General features: G+C 65.5%; 11 protein-coding genes and 1 tRNA gene. 8 read left to right on the top strand and 4 right to left on the bottom strand.

The genetic code is table 11. The features are described from left to right. The first annotated feature begins 121 nt into the window (after positions 1-121). A complete protein-coding gene (locus tag ACX80V_RS12625) occupies positions 122-1,852 on the top strand; it encodes a CAP domain-containing protein (RefSeq protein ID WP_485843420.1) in 1,731 nt (576 codons plus the stop codon). 3 nt (positions 1,853-1,855) lie between these two features. Here ACX80V_RS12625 and ACX80V_RS12620 read toward each other — a convergent pair whose 3' ends face one another. Then, on the bottom strand, positions 1,856-2,299 hold the full coding sequence (locus ACX80V_RS12620; RefSeq protein WP_058930847.1) for an SRPBCC family protein: 444 nt from the start codon (positions 2,297-2,299) through the stop codon (positions 1,856-1,858). Between the two features lie 252 nt (positions 2,300-2,551). Here ACX80V_RS12620 and ACX80V_RS12615 point away from each other — a divergent pair. From ACX80V_RS12615 to ACX80V_RS12605, 3 genes are all read left to right on the top strand, one after another. After that, positions 2,552-2,625 (top strand) — tRNA-Gly (locus ACX80V_RS12615). 148 nt (positions 2,626-2,773) lie between these two features. Continuing rightward, positions 2,774-2,911: a hypothetical protein gene (locus ACX80V_RS12610; protein ID WP_167349828.1), complete on the top strand. Its 138-nt coding sequence runs from the start codon at positions 2,774-2,776 to the stop codon at positions 2,909-2,911. Beyond that, complete coding sequence (locus tag ACX80V_RS12605) at positions 2,908-4,062, top strand: N(5)-(carboxyethyl)ornithine synthase (RefSeq protein ID WP_485843419.1); 1,155 nt, start codon at positions 2,908-2,910, stop codon at positions 4,060-4,062. Before ACX80V_RS12610 ends, ACX80V_RS12605 begins: the two co-directional genes overlap by 4 nt. Positions 4,063-4,131: 69 nt before the next feature. Here ACX80V_RS12605 and ACX80V_RS12600 read toward each other — a convergent pair whose 3' ends face one another. Then, positions 4,132-5,520 carry an MFS transporter gene (locus tag ACX80V_RS12600; RefSeq protein ID WP_485843418.1) on the bottom strand — a complete coding sequence of 463 codons (1,389 nt, stop codon included), beginning with the start codon at positions 5,518-5,520 and terminating at the stop codon, positions 4,132-4,134. Positions 5,521-5,681: 161 nt separating this feature from the next. Here ACX80V_RS12600 and ACX80V_RS12595 point away from each other — a divergent pair, with 161 nt between their 5' ends. Then, positions 5,682-6,536, top strand: coding sequence for a LysR family transcriptional regulator (locus tag ACX80V_RS12595; RefSeq protein ID WP_056341377.1), 855 nt, complete (start codon positions 5,682-5,684; stop codon positions 6,534-6,536). 598 nt (positions 6,537-7,134) lie between these two features. On the opposite strand, the gene ACX80V_RS12590 is transcribed toward ACX80V_RS12595, so the two are convergent. Together ACX80V_RS12590 and ACX80V_RS12585 are read right to left on the bottom strand one after the other, a co-directional pair. Further along, complete coding sequence (locus ACX80V_RS12590; RefSeq protein WP_485843417.1) at positions 7,135-10,632, bottom strand: proline dehydrogenase family protein; 3,498 nt, start codon at positions 10,630-10,632, stop codon at positions 7,135-7,137. A gap of 208 nt (positions 10,633-10,840) precedes the next feature. Then, positions 10,841-12,304, bottom strand: coding sequence for an amino acid permease (locus ACX80V_RS12585; RefSeq protein ID WP_058930841.1), 1,464 nt, complete (start codon positions 12,302-12,304; stop codon positions 10,841-10,843). Positions 12,305-12,458: 154 nt separating this feature from the next. On the opposite strand from ACX80V_RS12585, the gene ACX80V_RS12580 reads away from it, so the two are divergent. From ACX80V_RS12580 to ACX80V_RS12570, 3 genes are all read left to right on the top strand, one after another. Continuing rightward, entirely contained in the window at positions 12,459-13,385 is a 927-nt protein-coding gene (locus ACX80V_RS12580) for a LysR substrate-binding domain-containing protein (RefSeq protein ID WP_248763632.1), read from the top strand. A 107-nt stretch (positions 13,386-13,492) separates the two neighbouring features. Continuing rightward, on the top strand, positions 13,493-13,918 hold the full coding sequence (gene panD / locus ACX80V_RS12575) for an aspartate 1-decarboxylase (RefSeq protein ID WP_205630562.1): 426 nt from the start codon (positions 13,493-13,495) through the stop codon (positions 13,916-13,918). 51 nt (positions 13,919-13,969) lie between these two features. Beyond that, the gene (locus tag ACX80V_RS12570) at positions 13,970-14,896 is read left to right on the top strand and encodes an AEC family transporter (RefSeq protein WP_485843416.1); all 927 of its coding nucleotides are present in this window, start codon (positions 13,970-13,972) and stop codon (positions 14,894-14,896) included. The last annotated feature ends 45 nt before the right edge of the window (positions 14,897-14,941 follow it).

The raw sequence follows: 14,941 nt of genomic DNA, 5'->3' as shown, positions 1-14,941 counted from the left end.
ATTATCCACAGCCCACAGTTTTTCGTTGTTGCTGTCGCCTAGTGGGGCTAATGTTGCCTCAGCATGTCAGCCGCCGGAGGGTCTCCCGGTTGGTACAACTGAAACTGATCTGGGGTTGGTTTTGAAAAAATTCGCGGCGCCCGCCGCTGTGGCTATGTTGTGCGCGCTCGCACTCGTATCCCCGGCCGCCGGCACGTATTCCGGTCCGCCGGCGAGTGCGCCGTCGGTACAGGCAGGTGCCTTTGGGCCGCGCACGGTCACGTTGGGACCGTCGGGAACAGCGGACGACGGCGGCGCACCCGACGTTGAGACCGGCACCGGTTCCCCGCTCGCCCCAGCCGTGGAACCGGTGATCACACCGGCGTCACCCGCCGGAGAAGGCACGTCAGGGACCGCAGCGGCGCCGGCGGCGGCGACGGTGGCTGCTCCCGAGACCACCACGTCCGAACCAATTGCGCCCGGGCCGCCCTCCCTGCCACCCCTCTGGGCCCCCGAATCCGAACTGGCCCACAACAAAACTGCGGCTCCCACCCTGTCGGCTCCCACCGCTCCGGCCCCCGCAACGGAATCCCTCACTACCAAATCCCTTGGCACCGAGGCCCTGGTGCCGGACAGCAACACGGCCGCCATCCTCACGGTTTTTAACGAAATCAACAACTACCGGGTGTCCAAGGGCCTGGCCCCGGTCAAGTACCACCCCACGGTGGCCGGCATGGCGCAGGAATGGTCCAACAGCATCGCGTCCCGGGACGTCATTGAGCACCGTGCCAGCTTCTGGACCGACCCCCGCGCCCTGAATCCGAGCAGCGGCGGTGAGGTCATTGCCATCCGCACGGACCGCAACGCGGCGCAGTTGGTGGAGTGGTGGAAAAACTCCGAGGGCCACAACGCCATGCTGCTAGACCCGCGCTTCAACGTCATGGGCGCCGGGATCTCCTACACGAACAATCTGTTCACCATCTGGGGCGTGGTGAACTTCTTCGGCTACACCACCCTGCCCGCCGGCACCATCACGTCGCCCGGAGGCAGCTCCGCCGGCGGGGGCGCTTTCCCCGCCCCGGCACCCACCATGTGCGATCCGGCCGTCAAGCACATGCCGCCCACCCTTGACCTGGCCAACGCGGCGATCAACAGTGCCGCCGACCTCGTCTCGGTCAACAGCGGCGGCGAGCTCATCAACCGTCCCTCCACCGGGAACAGGACCTTTGGCCCGGCGAAGGTCATCAACTCCTTTTTCAGCAACGTCAAGGAAGTCTTCGTCACCGACTGGGACCGTAACGGCACCTACGACATCCTCGCCCAGTGGAACGACGGCCGGCTGACGCTCCATCCGGGGTTCGCCGGCGGCGGCTTCGGTGCTTCGGTCACCCTCGGCCAGTCCGGCTGGGCGACGTTGACGCTGGCCGTCGGCGGCTGGTGCGCCAACAACCGGCTCCCCCAGCTGGTCGCCCTGGAGGGCACCACCCTCTATCTCTACCCGAACGTGGGCCTGGCCGACATGTCCTCACGCACCCTCATGGCGACCGGCGTGGCGGCCAGGAAGCTGAGCATGGTGGATTATGACGCCGACGGTTTCCAGGATCTCCTGGCGATTAAGTCCGACGGCGCCGTGCAGCTTTACCGCGGAGCCGGCACTCCGGCGCCACGCGTCGAAGCCCGGCTCACCGTCGATACTGGCTGGACTGATGTCACCGGGATCCGTCCGCTGCGCGACGTGACAGCCCTGAACTCCACGGGAGTGGCACTCCGCCGGGCCAACGATGTGGTGCAGTACTGGGACCTGAGCAGCGGAAGCCTTGCGTCGCCGTCGAACATCACCGGAAGCTGGGCGGGCCAGCGGCTGGCGCAGTAGCCCTCAGGCGGCCGTCCGCACTTCCAGGACATCTTTGAGCCGTGCGAGCTGGGACACTTCGGCCCTGATGGTGCGCTGGATGCCGGTGTTCATCAGGCCCAGGAGGCCTTTGGGCTGGTACTCGAGGGCGAACCTGACGCGGGTGCCGGCCGGTTCGGTGCTGAGGTAGTACCCGCCGGTGGGCTGCGACGGTCCCGAGATCACACGGAACTGGATCTCGGCGCCCGGCCTGGCCTGCGTTATTTCGAAGTCGGCGGGGATTGTCCGTCCTGACCGGCCCGTGGTTGTCTGACGGTACACAGCGCCCTTGGTTCCGGCGGCACCGGACATCAAGCCGATGCTGCGGATGCCCTTGCGCCATAGGGGAAGGTTCATTCCGTCCACCAGGAACGCGTACACGGTCATTGCGTCGCACCGGATAAGCACCTCGTGCTCTGCAAATACCATGGGAGTCCTTAGTTAGCGGCTGGTCAGGTGGTAGCCCGCCCCACCCCCATGACACCGCAGCTAACGGGTTCAGAGTAGCCACTCGGCCCGCCCCCGACCTAGCCACCGACGGCGCCGTTATTGAAGAGTTACTGGATGACGCGGCCGGTAGCGGCCATCCCGGCGGACACGGGTCCAGTGCTTGGTCACGGTTGCTGGCGCGTGATCGCATCTGCGCTAAGCTAAGTTCTGCCCCGCTCAAAACGGGGCGATGCGGCTGTAGCTCAATGGTAGAGCGCTAGCTTCCCAAGCTTGATACGCGGGTCCGATTCCCGTCAGCCGCTCCAATGTTTCTCACCACCGTCTTCGCACCACAGCAGCTGGCGCGCCGGCGCGGCTACTCCCACTCCATACGGCCATCACCCGGGGGCCGTTAGGCCCAGCCGTGTATCGTCAGAAGTCAGGAACCTCTTCGGTTCCGCTACAGGAGCAATCATGGCTGACAAGTCCCCGCGTCAAGCAGCATCCAAAAAAGCCGGCAAGTCCATCAAGGAAAAGCGCGCCGACAAGCGGGCCGCCGGAGCGCCTGCCACCTCCCTGGACATCACGTCTAAGGCCGCAAAAAAGAAGTGAGTGGCCAACAGAGCCACCTGACCCTCGGCGTCCTGGCATCCACCCGGAAACCGGACGAACGCCGCCTCCCCATCCACCCCCTGCATTTCGAGCGGATCGCTCCGGAACTGCGCCAGCGCATTATCCTGGAGCAGGGCTATGGTGAGCGCTTCGGCGTCTCGGATGACCAGCTCTCAACCCTCGTGGGCAAAATGGCCACCAAGGAAGCACTGCTGGCGGAGGCCGACGTCGTACTCCTGCCCAAGCCGCAGCCGGAGGACCTCGCGGAACTGCGCGACGGCCAGATCCTCTGGGGCTGGCCGCACTGTGTCCAGGACCGCGCCATCACCCAGCTGGCCATCGACAAGAAGCTCACGCTCATCGCCTTCGAAGCGATGAACCACTGGGCGAGCGACGGCGGTTTTGGGCTTCACGTATTCCACAAAAACAACGAGCTGGCCGGCTACTGCTCGGTGCTTCATGCGCTCTCGCTCACCGGCTCCACGGGTGACTACGGCCGCCGGCTCAGTGCCGTGGTGATCGGCTTCGGCGCGACCGCGCGCGGCGCCGTGACGGCGCTGAACGCGCATGGCATCCACGACGTGCAGGTGCTGACCAACCGCGGAGTTGCGGCGGTTGGTGCCCCGATCCACTCGGTCAACATCGTCCAGTTTGATCACGACGACAAGGCCCCCTTCCTGAGCCAGGTCATCACCGAACGGGGCCGGGTTCCGCTGGCGCCGTTCCTGGCCGAGAGCGACATCGTGGTCAACTGCACGCTGCAGGATCCGAACAATCCGCTGACGTATTTGCGGACTGAGGACCTCGCGGCGTTCAGCCCGGGCAGCCTGATCGTGGACGTTTCGTGCGACGAGGGAATGGGCTTCAGCTGGGCGCGGTCCACCAGGTTCGCGGAACCGATGTTTACTGTCGGCGACCACATCAACTATTACGCGGTGGACCACAGCCCGTCCTACCTCTGGAATTCCTCCAGTTGGGAGATCAGCCAGGCCCTGCTGCCGTTCCTTGAGACGGTCATCGGCGGCCCCGCGGAGTGGGACGGGAACGAAACCATTTCCCGCGCCATCGAAATCCGCGAGGGCGTGGTCCTCAACAAGGACGTGCTGGAGTTCCAGCGGCGCGAGGCCGAGTACCCGCACGTGCCGGCTTAGGCTCTGCCGCTTTGGGCCGCGGCGTAGACGCCGCGGCCCTTAGTCTGCGGCCCTGTACGCCGTGGCCCCTCACGCCGCGGCTACCCGGCGGACGATCCGCAACGGGTGGCGGCGGTCCTTGAGGTCCACCCTGAGCGCCAGCGCGCCTTTTCGGGCCAGGACGACGGCGACAGTCACCGCGGCGAGCGCCGGCACCCCGCCGGACACCATGAGTGCCACGTGCGGGTCCACGTGCTCGGCGATCCACCCGAGCATGGGCCCGCCGATGGCCTGGCCGCCGATCAGCACCATGATGTACAGGCTCATGACCCGGCCCCGGATGCCCATGTTGGAGCTGATCTGGACGAGCTGGTTGGAGCCGGTGAGGAACATCAGGCACCAGAATCCGGACAGGACCATCACCACGCTAAACCAGAGCATGGACGGCGCCAGGGCGGCCAGGCACAGCATCAGGCCATACATTCCCGCACAGAACACCACGGAGCGGAGCCGCAGCTGGCGGCGCCGCGTGGACGCGACAGCACCGGCCAGCGCCCCCAGTGCCACCAGGGCGTTCAGCAGGCCATAGCCGCCGGCGCCGACGTCGAACACGTGGTCCGCGAACGCGGCGAGCAGCACGGGCAGGCTCATGGCGAAGACGGAGATGAAGCCGGCCATCAGCCACGGCCAGTAGATGGTGGGCTTGCTGAGCGCATACTGCAGTCCTTCCCGCAGCATGCCCTTCTTCTTGGGCGCGGGAGTGCTGACGAACAGCTGGTCCTTGCGCAGGAGCAGCAGCATGGCCACCGTGGAGCAGCAGGCCAGCGCATTCGCGGCGAAGGCCCAGCCGGCGCCGACGGCGGTGAGCATCAGTCCCGCCAGTGCCGGACCGATCAGGCCTCCCAGCTGGAACGTGGTGGAGTTGACGCTGATGGCGTTCCGGAGGTACTTGGGGCCCACCAGCTCGTTGACGAACACCTGGCGCGCGGGCTGATCCAGCACGGTGACCAGGCCCAGCAGCAGCGCGATGACGTACACGTGCCACACTTCGATGGCGCCGGTCAGGGCAAGCACGGCGAGCGCTGCGGCGAGGACCGCGGCCAGGCTCTGGCACAGGATGAGGATCCGGCGCTTGGCAAACCGGTCCGCCATCATGCCGCCCCACGGCCCCAACAGCAGCGACGGCATGAACTGCAGCGCCACAGTGATGCCCACGGCGGTGACGGAGCCGGACAGTTCCAGCACCAGCCAGTCCTGGGCGATCCGCTGCATCCAGAGGGCGACGACGGCGACAAAGTGCCCGATCGCGAAGATGCGGAAATTGGGGACTTTCAGGGAGATAAACGTGTGCCGCCAGGGGAGGTGTTCACTGACGACGGCGATGGGTTGGGTCTGGGCGGAGGCGGCGGTAGCGGACGCGGAGGCGGAGTCGATGACGGGCTGGCTGACGGTTGCCGACGTTGGCGGTGGGGGTGCCACAGGGATGTCCTCAGGAAAGCGGGCGGACTGGGATGCTTCCCACGCTAGGCTGGTTCCAGGTGATTATGTAGCCCTATCGCGCCTATAACTACCATTACAAAGCGTAATAGCACCCACTCTGACGTGGGTGGACAGTCAGCCCGCAGCCAAAGGAGTCCACTGTGTACGAACCCACCCAGCTCCGTTCCTTCCTGGCCGTAGCCGAGACGCTCAGCTTCACCAAGGCCGCGGAGCGCCTGGGCCTGGCACAGCCCACCGTCAGCCAGCATGTCCGCAAGCTGGAGACGGCGGCGAAGCGCATCCTCATCAGCAGGGACACCCGCGATGTCCGGCTCACGGACAACGGTGACGCGATGGCCGGCTTCGCCCGCACCATCCTTTCGGCCCACGATGCCGCCACACGTTACTTCTCCGGCTCGGCCATGCGGGGCCGGCTGCGGTTCGGCACGGCGGACGACCTCGCCATCACCGGCCTCCCCCGGATCCTTCGGGAGTTCCGCCAGGTCTATCCACAGATCAACCTTGAGCTCACCGTTGGCCAGAGCGACCAGCTGTATAAGAAACTCAATGCCGGCCAGCTGGACCTGGTGTTTGTGAAGTGGGTGGCTGGCGTCAAGGACGGCACGGTGGTCCAGCACGACACCTTTTCCTGGGTGGGGCTGGAGCAGACGTCACTGGAGCCCGGGCATCCCGTACCCCTGATCTCCTACCCCTCCCCCAGCCTCAGCCGGAAGCTGGCCATCGATGCACTGGAATCAAGCGGCCGGACCTGGCGAATCACATGCACTACCCGGCAGATCAGCGGTGTCCTGGCGGCACTCCGGGCAGGCATCGGCGTGGCTGTGATGCCGACGTCGCTGGTTCCCGAAGACCTCAAGATCATCACCCGCCGGTTCGACCTTCCTCCAGTGGGCGATGTGGATTTCACCCTGATCCGGAACCCGCTGGCCAACGCCGAAGTGATCGATGCGCTGACCCAGACCATCGTCGGGCGGACGCTCAAGAAGTCGGTTTGACCGAATTTGCCGCAGGAATCAGGGCTGGAAACGAACCATTGAAGTAAAAGCCCGCCTCGCCTATGCTGGAATATCCATGGGTCAAGCAGTGGCCGGTTCAACACTACGAGTGCGCCATGCAGCCCATGATGCGGCCGCACTCGGGATAGGCAGCCAATGACGACAGCCGAGAACACCCATTTACACACTGTATATACCCAGCGACATAGCACTGTACGGCCGCTGGTCACGCATCATTCCAGCCACAACGCCGGTATTTCGCGGGCCGCCGAGTACATCGGCAAGCCCACGTGCGACAAATGTGGCACGGATGAATTCATCTATCTCGAGTCCTACATTCCACCGGTTTACCGGCGTGACGGGGCGGTCAGGACACTGGGCGAAGTCGCCTACACCTGCACCCGTTGCGAAGATTTCTCCGCCCACAATGTTCCGGCATCGTGGACTCCCCCAGGCTGGTATCTGGGCTGATTACCTACGGTCTCCAGGCTCGCCGAGCGCAGCCACTTGATCACTACTCAACTATTCAATAGCGAAGGCCCGGCACCCGCCCCGATGGCGGCCACCGGGCCTTTCGTTTTGTTGGGTTCCGGCCCGCCTAGATCAGCGCATCGGAGAGGTGGTTCGGGGTGCCGAAGCGGTGGGCCGTTATGCTGATGGCCTGCTCGTGCAGGAACGGCAGCAGCTCTACCCGTCCGGCTTCGGTGACCGCGTGGGCGTAGATCGCCAAGTCAGGACGCCCGTCCGTGGCCTCCGCGAGGGCGGTGGCGTCGCCGCCGATCAGGCGGATTCGCGCGCCGGACAGTTTGCCCGCCGCGGCGAGGCGTGCCGCCGAAGCCAGCCAGCCGGCGTCGGACTCCACAGTGACCGTGATGTCCAGCCCGGTGAGCACGGCCCGCAGCTGGGCGGGAAGTTCGACGGCGGTGGACACGGTCAGCGCCGAGCCGGCCAGGACACCGGCCGCCACGGTCCGCACGAGGTGGGCCAGCGGGGCACCTTCGGAGAGACGCACGGTGACCGGCAGCGCGCGATAGCGGAAGATGTTCCGTTCCGCGCTCAGGCCGGAAACGTCCTTGGCGGTGCCGAACTCGTGGGCCCAGGCCAGGGCATCAGACCCGAGGGAGCGCTGCAGCGACTCAATCTCGGCGGGCTCCAGTTCTTCTGCCGCGGCGTTCTGGATCCGGCCGACGCCCGCGTTGGTGACGGCCAGCGTGACTGCGGCGTCCGCGCTAACCCAGTCGCCGAGGCCGGCGAGGTAGTTGGGTCCGCCGGCTTTGGTTCCGGCGCCGACGGCGGATTTCTTCCAGCCGCCGAAGGGCTGGCGCTGCACGATGGCGCCGGTGATGCCGCGGTTCACGTAGAGGTTGCCGGCCTGGACGGAGTCCAGCCAGGTGCCGAGCTCGTCCGGGTTCAGGGAGTGCAGGCCAGCGGTGAGGCCGTACTCGATCTGGTTCTGGATGGCGATGGCCTCTTCGAGCGTTTCAGCGGTCATGACGCCGAGGACCGGTCCGAAGAATTCGGTGAGGTGGAAGTATGATCCGCGGCGGACGCCGTAGCGCACGCCGGGGCTCCACAGGCGGCCGGTTTCGTCGAGCTTCTTCGGTTCCACCGCCCAGGTTTCGCCTTCGCCCAGGGTGGTGAGGGCGTTCAGGAGCTTGCCGTTGGCGGGCTCGATGATGGGGCCCATCTGGCTGGTGGGGTCCTGCGGGTAACCCACCTTCAGCGAGGTGACGGCGTCGACGAGCTGGTTGTGGAAGCGCTTGGACTTGGCAACGGAGCCCACCAGGATCACCAGAGATGCTGCCGAGCATTTCTGTCCGGCATGGCCGAACGCGGAGTAGGCCACGTCCTTGGCGGCCAGGTCCAGGTCAGCGCTGGGGGTGACGATGATGGCGTTCTTGCCGCTGGTCTCGGCCAGGAGCGGCAGGTCCTTGCGGAAGGAACGGAACAGCTCGGCGGTCTCGTAGCCGCCGGTGAGGATCACCCGGTCCACGGCGGGGTGGGAAATCAGCTGCTGGCCGAGCTCACGCTCGCCGAGCTGCACCATGGTCAGCACGTCCTTCGGGACGCCCGCTTCCCACAGCGCCTCGATCATCACGGCACCGCTGCGGCGGGCCTGCTTGGCAGGCTTGATCACGACGGCGGAGCCGGCGGCGAGTGCCGCAAGGGTGGAGCCGGCCGGGATGGCCACCGGGAAGTTCCATGGCGGAGTCACCACGGTGAGTTTGGCCGGAACGAACGTGGCGCCGTCGACCTTTTCCAGCTTGCGCGCGGACTCGGCGTAGTAGTGGGCAAAGTCCACGGCTTCGCTGACCTCGGGGTCGCCCTGGTCGATGGTTTTGCCGGTTTCGGACGCCATAACCTCGAGCAGGTCGGCGCGGCGGGCCTCGAGGACGTCGCCGGCGCGGTGCAGGATCTCGGCCCGCTCGTCGCCGGAGAGGGCGCCCCAGGCCTTGCCCTTTTCGACGGCGGTGCCGATGACCTTGTTGAGGGTGTCCGCGTCCGTGATGGTGGCGGCCTCTACAGCGGCGTTGCCCAGGGTGGAGGACGGGACACGGCCCAGGATGGCCCGGCCCCAGGTGCGGTTGGCGGGCAGCGACGGGTCGGTGTCCGGGGTGTTCGCGAACGTGTCACGCGGCAGGGGCTGCGGCGGGAGGCTGCGGTTCTGCTGCCGGTTGGCCGGGGGGACCTCGTAGTCGAGCGTGTCCAGGGAGGCGAGGAAGCGCTGCTTCTCGCGCTCGAACAGCACTTCGTTTTCACTGAGTTCAAACACGGCGGACATGAAGTTGTCCTGGCTGGCGCCCTCTTCGAGGCGGCGGATCAGGTAGGCGATGGCGACGTCGAACTCGGCCGGGTGCACCACCGGGGTGTAGAGCAGGAGCGAGCCGACGTCCTTCTTGACCGCTTCGGCCTGGCCCTGCGCCATGCCCAGCAGCATCTCGAATTCGATGCCGGACTCCACGCCGCGCTGCTTGGCCAGGAGCCAGGCGAAGGCGATGTCGAACAGGTTGTGGCCGGCCACGCCGATCCGGACGTTCCTGATCCGGTCCGGGTGCATCGAGTAGTTGATGACGCGCTTGTAGTTGGTGTCCGAATCCTGCTTGGTGTGCCAGGTGGCCAGCGGCCAGTCGTGCAGCGAGGACTCCACCTGTTCCATGGGCAGGTTGGCGCCCTTGACCACGCGGACCTTGATGGCGGCGCCGCCGTTGGCGCGGCGTTCGGCGGCCCAGTCCTGGAGGCGGATCATGGCGGAAAGGGCGTCGGGCAGGTAGGCCTGCAGCACGATGCCGGCTTCCAGGTTCTTGAACTCGGGCTTGTCCAGGATCCGGGTGAAGACCGCGATGGTCATGTCCAGGTCCTTGTATTCCTCCATGTCCAGGTTGATGAACTTGGCGTTCTTCGCCGCGCCAGCGCCTGACGCGGCGCCCGCGAAGGAGGCGGCTTTGGTGAACAGCGGCGTGAGCTTCTCCACGACGTGCTCCACGGCCTCGTCGAACGCCCAGGCGGAATGCGGGGCCACGGTGGAGGAAACCTTGATGGAGACGTAGTCCACGTCCGGGCGGGCCAGGAGTGTGTGGGTTCCCGCGAGCCGGCGGGAAGCCTCGTGCTCGCCCAGGACGGCCTCGCCGAGGAGGTTCACGTTGAGCTTGATGCCGTCCTTGCGGATCTTGGCGATGGCCGGGCCCAGCTTGGCGTCGGTGGCGTCGACGATCAGGTGGCCCACCATTTCGCGGAGCACGCGGCGGGCGATCGGGATGACCACTTGCGGCAGGACCGGGGCCATGGTGCCGCCGAGGCGGACGGCGCTGCGCATGTACCAGGGCAGGAACGCCGGGACCTTGGGCGCCAGGGCGGCGAGGTTGCGGGCAGCCACATGCAGGTCTTCGGGACGGACCACGCCGTCCACGAAGCCAACGGTGAAGTCCAGGCCGTTCGGGTCCTTCAGCACACCGGCGAGCTGCTCGGCCGAGGCATCAACGGGAACTTTCGAAGCCTCGGTCAGCCAGCGGCGGACCAGGGTGATGGTGTCCGCCGCGAGGGCCCGGGCCTGCGGGACGTCTGTCTGTCCGGCGGCTTCCGTTGCAGTGTGAGTCATGGTGTGCTCGTTCTTTCCTTGGTGTGGAAGGGGTCTTATCAATCAGTATGAGCTTGCAATCACATAAGATAAAGCGATGTTTTCTAAGCAATACAGGTTAGAAAAACCAACGCTTTCACCACCCCTTAAACACGAGTTGCCCTATCACCTTTGGTTCCTAAAACGTGGGTTTAGGGACCAAAAGTGATAGAGCAACGCGCAAGGGGGGTCAGCCGATGGGGCGGTGCATCTCCACAATCTCTTCGTGGCGTGGGCTGTCCGGGTTCATCAGGGAGTGCTTGCGGCCGTAGAAGAAGTAGATGGCCAGGCCGATGACGAGCCAGACACCGAACCGCGCCCAGGTCTCCCAGTGCAGCTGGAACATGAGGAAGGCGGACGCCAGCACACCGAAGGCCGGAATAACGGGCATCAGCGGAAGGCGGAACGTGCGTGGGGCGTCCGGCTTCTTGTAGCGGAACACGATCACGGCGAAGCAGACGACGACGAACGCGGCCAGGATGCCAATGTTAGTGAGGTCCGCGACGGCCTTGATGGGGAACACACCGGCCAGCAGGGCGGAGGCGACGCCGGCAATCCAGGTGACGCGCTGCGGGGTTCCGTGCCGGTCCGTCTTGGCGAACCAGCCGGGCAGCAGTCCGTCGCGGCTCATGGAGAACCAGACACGGGTGACGCCCAGGAGGAAGGTCAGCATCACGGTCAGGATGGACAGGACGGCGAAGACCGAAATGATGGTGGCGATGACGGGCAGACCCACGCCCGTGAAGGCGGAAGCGAAGCCGGCCGTGGGGTCGATGTCCTTGTAGTTCTGCATGCCGGTCAGGACGAGGGTGGCAGCGACGTAGAGCAGCATGGCGATGATCAGCGAAAGGATGATGGCCTTCGGCATGTGCTTCTTGCCGTCGGTTGCCTCTTCCGCCGCGGTACTCATGGCGTCGTACCCGAACACCGCGAAGAAGACGGTCGCGGCACCGGCCAGGACCGGCCCAAAGCCGCTGGGCATAAACGGGTTGTAGTTGTTGGTGTCGATGTAGAAAACGCCGAGGCCGATAATGAACAGGATCAGGATGACCTTGATGGCCACGGCTACGAGTTCAAACCGGCCGAATGCCTTGGTGCCGCGGGACAGGATCCAGGTCACCAGGAGGCAGACCACGATGGCGGGAATATTGACGATGCCGCCCTTGCCCTCATCCGGCGTGGACGTCATCCAGACAGGCATGTTAACGCCGATACCCGACAGGAAGGCGTCGAAGTACCCCGAAATGCCAATGGCCACCACGGCCACAATGGCAATGTATTCGAGCAGCAGGTCCCAGCCGATGAACCATCCAATCACCTCACCCAGAGCAACGTAGCCGTAGGTGTAGGCGGACCCTGCGCGCGGAATCATGCCTGCAAACTCGGCGTAGGACAGGGCAGCCGCGGCGGATGCGAGACCAGCAACAAGGAACGAGATCAGCACCGCGGGCCCCACGCCGGGAGTATCTTCGCTTCCGGCCGCGACCAACCCGGCGAGGGAGAAAATTCCAACGCCGATGATGCCGCCGACACCAATGGCGGTGAGCTGCCAGAGCCCGAGGGACTTGAACAGCCCGCTGTGCTTGTTTTCTTCTTCGATATCGTCGATGGGCTTGCGCCGCATAATCGACTGGGACATATCTCTTGTGCTCATCAGGAACTCCTGCGTGGGGTGCGGCCCCAACACGGCGCCCCGGCGAGGGGCTGTGACGGGGGTAACTCAGGTACACCAGTATGCAAGCGCAGTTGCGTTAGATAAAGTGACTACTTCTAACCTATATTCATTAGATTCATCAAGGAATGTGGCCATGCTCGATGTCCGGCGCCTGCGGCTTCTCCGCGAACTGAAAATCCGGGGCACCCTGGCGGAGGTGGCGGAGGCACTGCAGTACAGCCCGTCGTCGGTCTCTCAGCAGCTTGCCCTGCTGGAAAAGGAAGTGGGCGTGGAGCTGCTCCGGAAGACGGGGCGGCGCGTGCAGCTGACGCCCCAGGCCGAAGTCCTGGTGGCCCACACCGCCCAGCTGCTCGAAACCATGGAGCAGGCGGAAGCGGACCTGGCGGCGTCCCTGACCACTGTCACGGGAACCGTCCGGATTGCGGTGTTCCAGTCCGCGGCCCTGGCGCTGATGCCGGACACGCTCTCGCGGATGACGGCGGAGTACCCTGAGGTCCGGATCGAAATGATCCAGCGCGAACCCGAAACGGCACTTCATGAGACGTGGGCGCGCGATTTTGACCTGGTCATCGCCGAACAGTATCCGGGCCACGCCGCCCCGCGTTACCCGGAGCTGGACCGCATCAAGCTGACCACTGACGCGATCCGGCTGGCCGTTCCGCCGGCCGCTCCCGGCCGGCCGCCCATCACGTCGCTGGAAGATACTGCCGCGCTGCCCTGGGTTATGGAGCCCCGCGGCGCGGCCTCCCGGCACTGGGCGGAGCAGGCCTGCCGGAGTGCCGGGTTCGAACCCGATGTGCGCTTCGAAACTGCCGATCTCCAGGCGCAGATCAGGCTGATCGAGTCCGGAAATGCCGTGGCGCTGATGCCGGACCTCGTCTGGACCGGCCGCGGCACCACCGCCCAGCTGCTGGACCTGCCGGGCAACCCGCACCGCACCGTGTTCACATCGGTGCGCCGCTCCAGCGCGCAGCGGCCGGCCATACTCGCCGCCCGCGAGACGCTGGCCGCCACCGCCACCTCAGTGGCAAGGACGGACGACGGCGGCGCATCCAGTTAGGTGCCGGATCGCCCGGTCACGTGCGGGTAAGTCGGGGAAACAGCTTCCGCCGGCATGTTTAGTGCGTCACAGCGCGATCCGGGTGCCGGCGCTAGACTGGGCGGGTTATGAATCGCACAATGTTCAAGTCCAAAATCCACCGGGCCACCGTCACGCATGCCGACCTGCACTACGTAGGATCGGTCACCGTTGACCTGGACCTGCTGGATGCTGCCGATATCCTTCCCGGCGAGCTCGTGGCCATCGTGGATGTGACCAACGGTGCGCGCCTGGAGACCTACACCATCGCCGGCGAGCGCGGCTCCGGTGTCATTGGCATCAACGGGGCAGCCGCGCACCTGATGCACGAGAACGACATTGTCATCCTGATCACCTATGCCCAGATGACCACGGAAGAGGCCAAGGCCTACAACCCGAAGGTTATCCATGTGGATAAGGACAACAAGATTGTCCGGATCGGAAACGATCCCGCCGAGGGCCTCACGCCGGGCCTGATGCGCCCGCCGTTCGCCCTTAACAACGCCGCCCTGTAGCCGGAGCGTGAGTCCGGGCAGACACCGCCGCCGCAGCCTCGGAGGCTTTTCTTGGTAGGCGTGCTGCAGGGCTTCTTTGTTGTCTGGTTCATCATCATGGTGGGCTGGTTCGTCGGCCGCCGGCGCATCCTGGGCGACAACGCCCGCCAGGTCCTCAGTGGCCTGACCTTCTTCGTTGCCAGCCCTGCCCTGCTCTTCGAGACGCTCAGCAAGGCGCAACTGCGGGAAGTCTTCGCGGAACCGCTCCTGGTCACGGCAGTGTCCGCCGCCTGCACGGCGCTTGTCTTCTTTGGCATCGTGAAGTTCGCCCTGAAACGCGCGCTGCCGGAAGCGCTGATGTCCTCGATGGCCGCTTCCCTGGCCAACTCCGCGAACCTTGGTATTCCCATCGCGGTATACGTTTTGGGCGACGCCAGTTACGTGGCGCCACTGCTGATCTTCCAGCTGGCGTTCTTCACACCGATTTTTCTGATGATCCTGGACGCCAGTACCAGCTCACACCGCACCACGCCCTGGGGCTTCATCCTAATGATCCTGCGGAACCCGATGATTGTTGGCTCCGGCCTGGGCCTGCTGGTGGCAGGGACGGGCTGGGAGGTACCGCCGCTGCTCCTGGAGCCGATCCACCTTATTGGCGGTGCCGCGATTCCGGCCATGCTGATCGCTTTCGGCATGAGCCTGAACGGCAGCCGGCCATTGCAGGCCGCCACCGGCAGGCGTGTAGACACCCTCCTGGCCAGCGCCTTCAAACTTGTGGTCCAGCCGGCCATCGCCTACGTTTTTGCCCGCTTTGCCCTGGGTATGGACGGCCCCGCCCTGTTCGCGGCCGTGGTGGTGGCATCCCTCCCCACGGCGCAGAACGTCTTTGTTGCCGCCAGCCGCTACCAGACCGGCCTCACCGTGGCCAAGGACACCGTCCTGATCACCACGGTGGTGGCGGTACCCGCCATGATCGGCGTCGCGCTGCTGCTGAACTGACCAGCGCGAACGAGCAGTTGGGGCCCTCCCGGCAGGGCCTCAAGT

Source organism: Pseudarthrobacter arbutini (assembly GCF_054510915.1).
Note: the sequence above shows the minus strand (reverse complement) of the source record. Positions and strands in the feature narration are given on the sequence as shown.

What these genes read in the sequence shown, in the direction of transcription:
- ACX80V_RS12610 (WP_167349828.1), top strand. Translation starts at nt 2,774, where the DNA reads ATGGCTGACAAGTCCCCGCGTCAAGCAGCATCCAAAAAAGCCGGCAAG.
- ACX80V_RS12585 (WP_058930841.1), bottom strand. Translation starts at nt 12,304, where the DNA reads ATGAGCACAAGAGATATGTCCCAGTCGATTATGCGGCGCAAGCCCATC.
- ACX80V_RS12620 (WP_058930847.1), bottom strand. Translation starts at nt 2,299, where the DNA reads ATGGTATTTGCAGAGCACGAGGTGCTTATCCGGTGCGACGCAATGACC.
- ACX80V_RS12590 (WP_485843417.1), bottom strand. Translation starts at nt 10,632, where the DNA reads ATGACTCACACTGCAACGGAAGCCGCCGGACAGACAGACGTCCCGCAG.
- panD (WP_205630562.1), top strand. Translation starts at nt 13,493, where the DNA reads ATGAATCGCACAATGTTCAAGTCCAAAATCCACCGGGCCACCGTCACG.
- ACX80V_RS12580 (WP_248763632.1), top strand. Translation starts at nt 12,459, where the DNA reads ATGCTCGATGTCCGGCGCCTGCGGCTTCTCCGCGAACTGAAAATCCGG.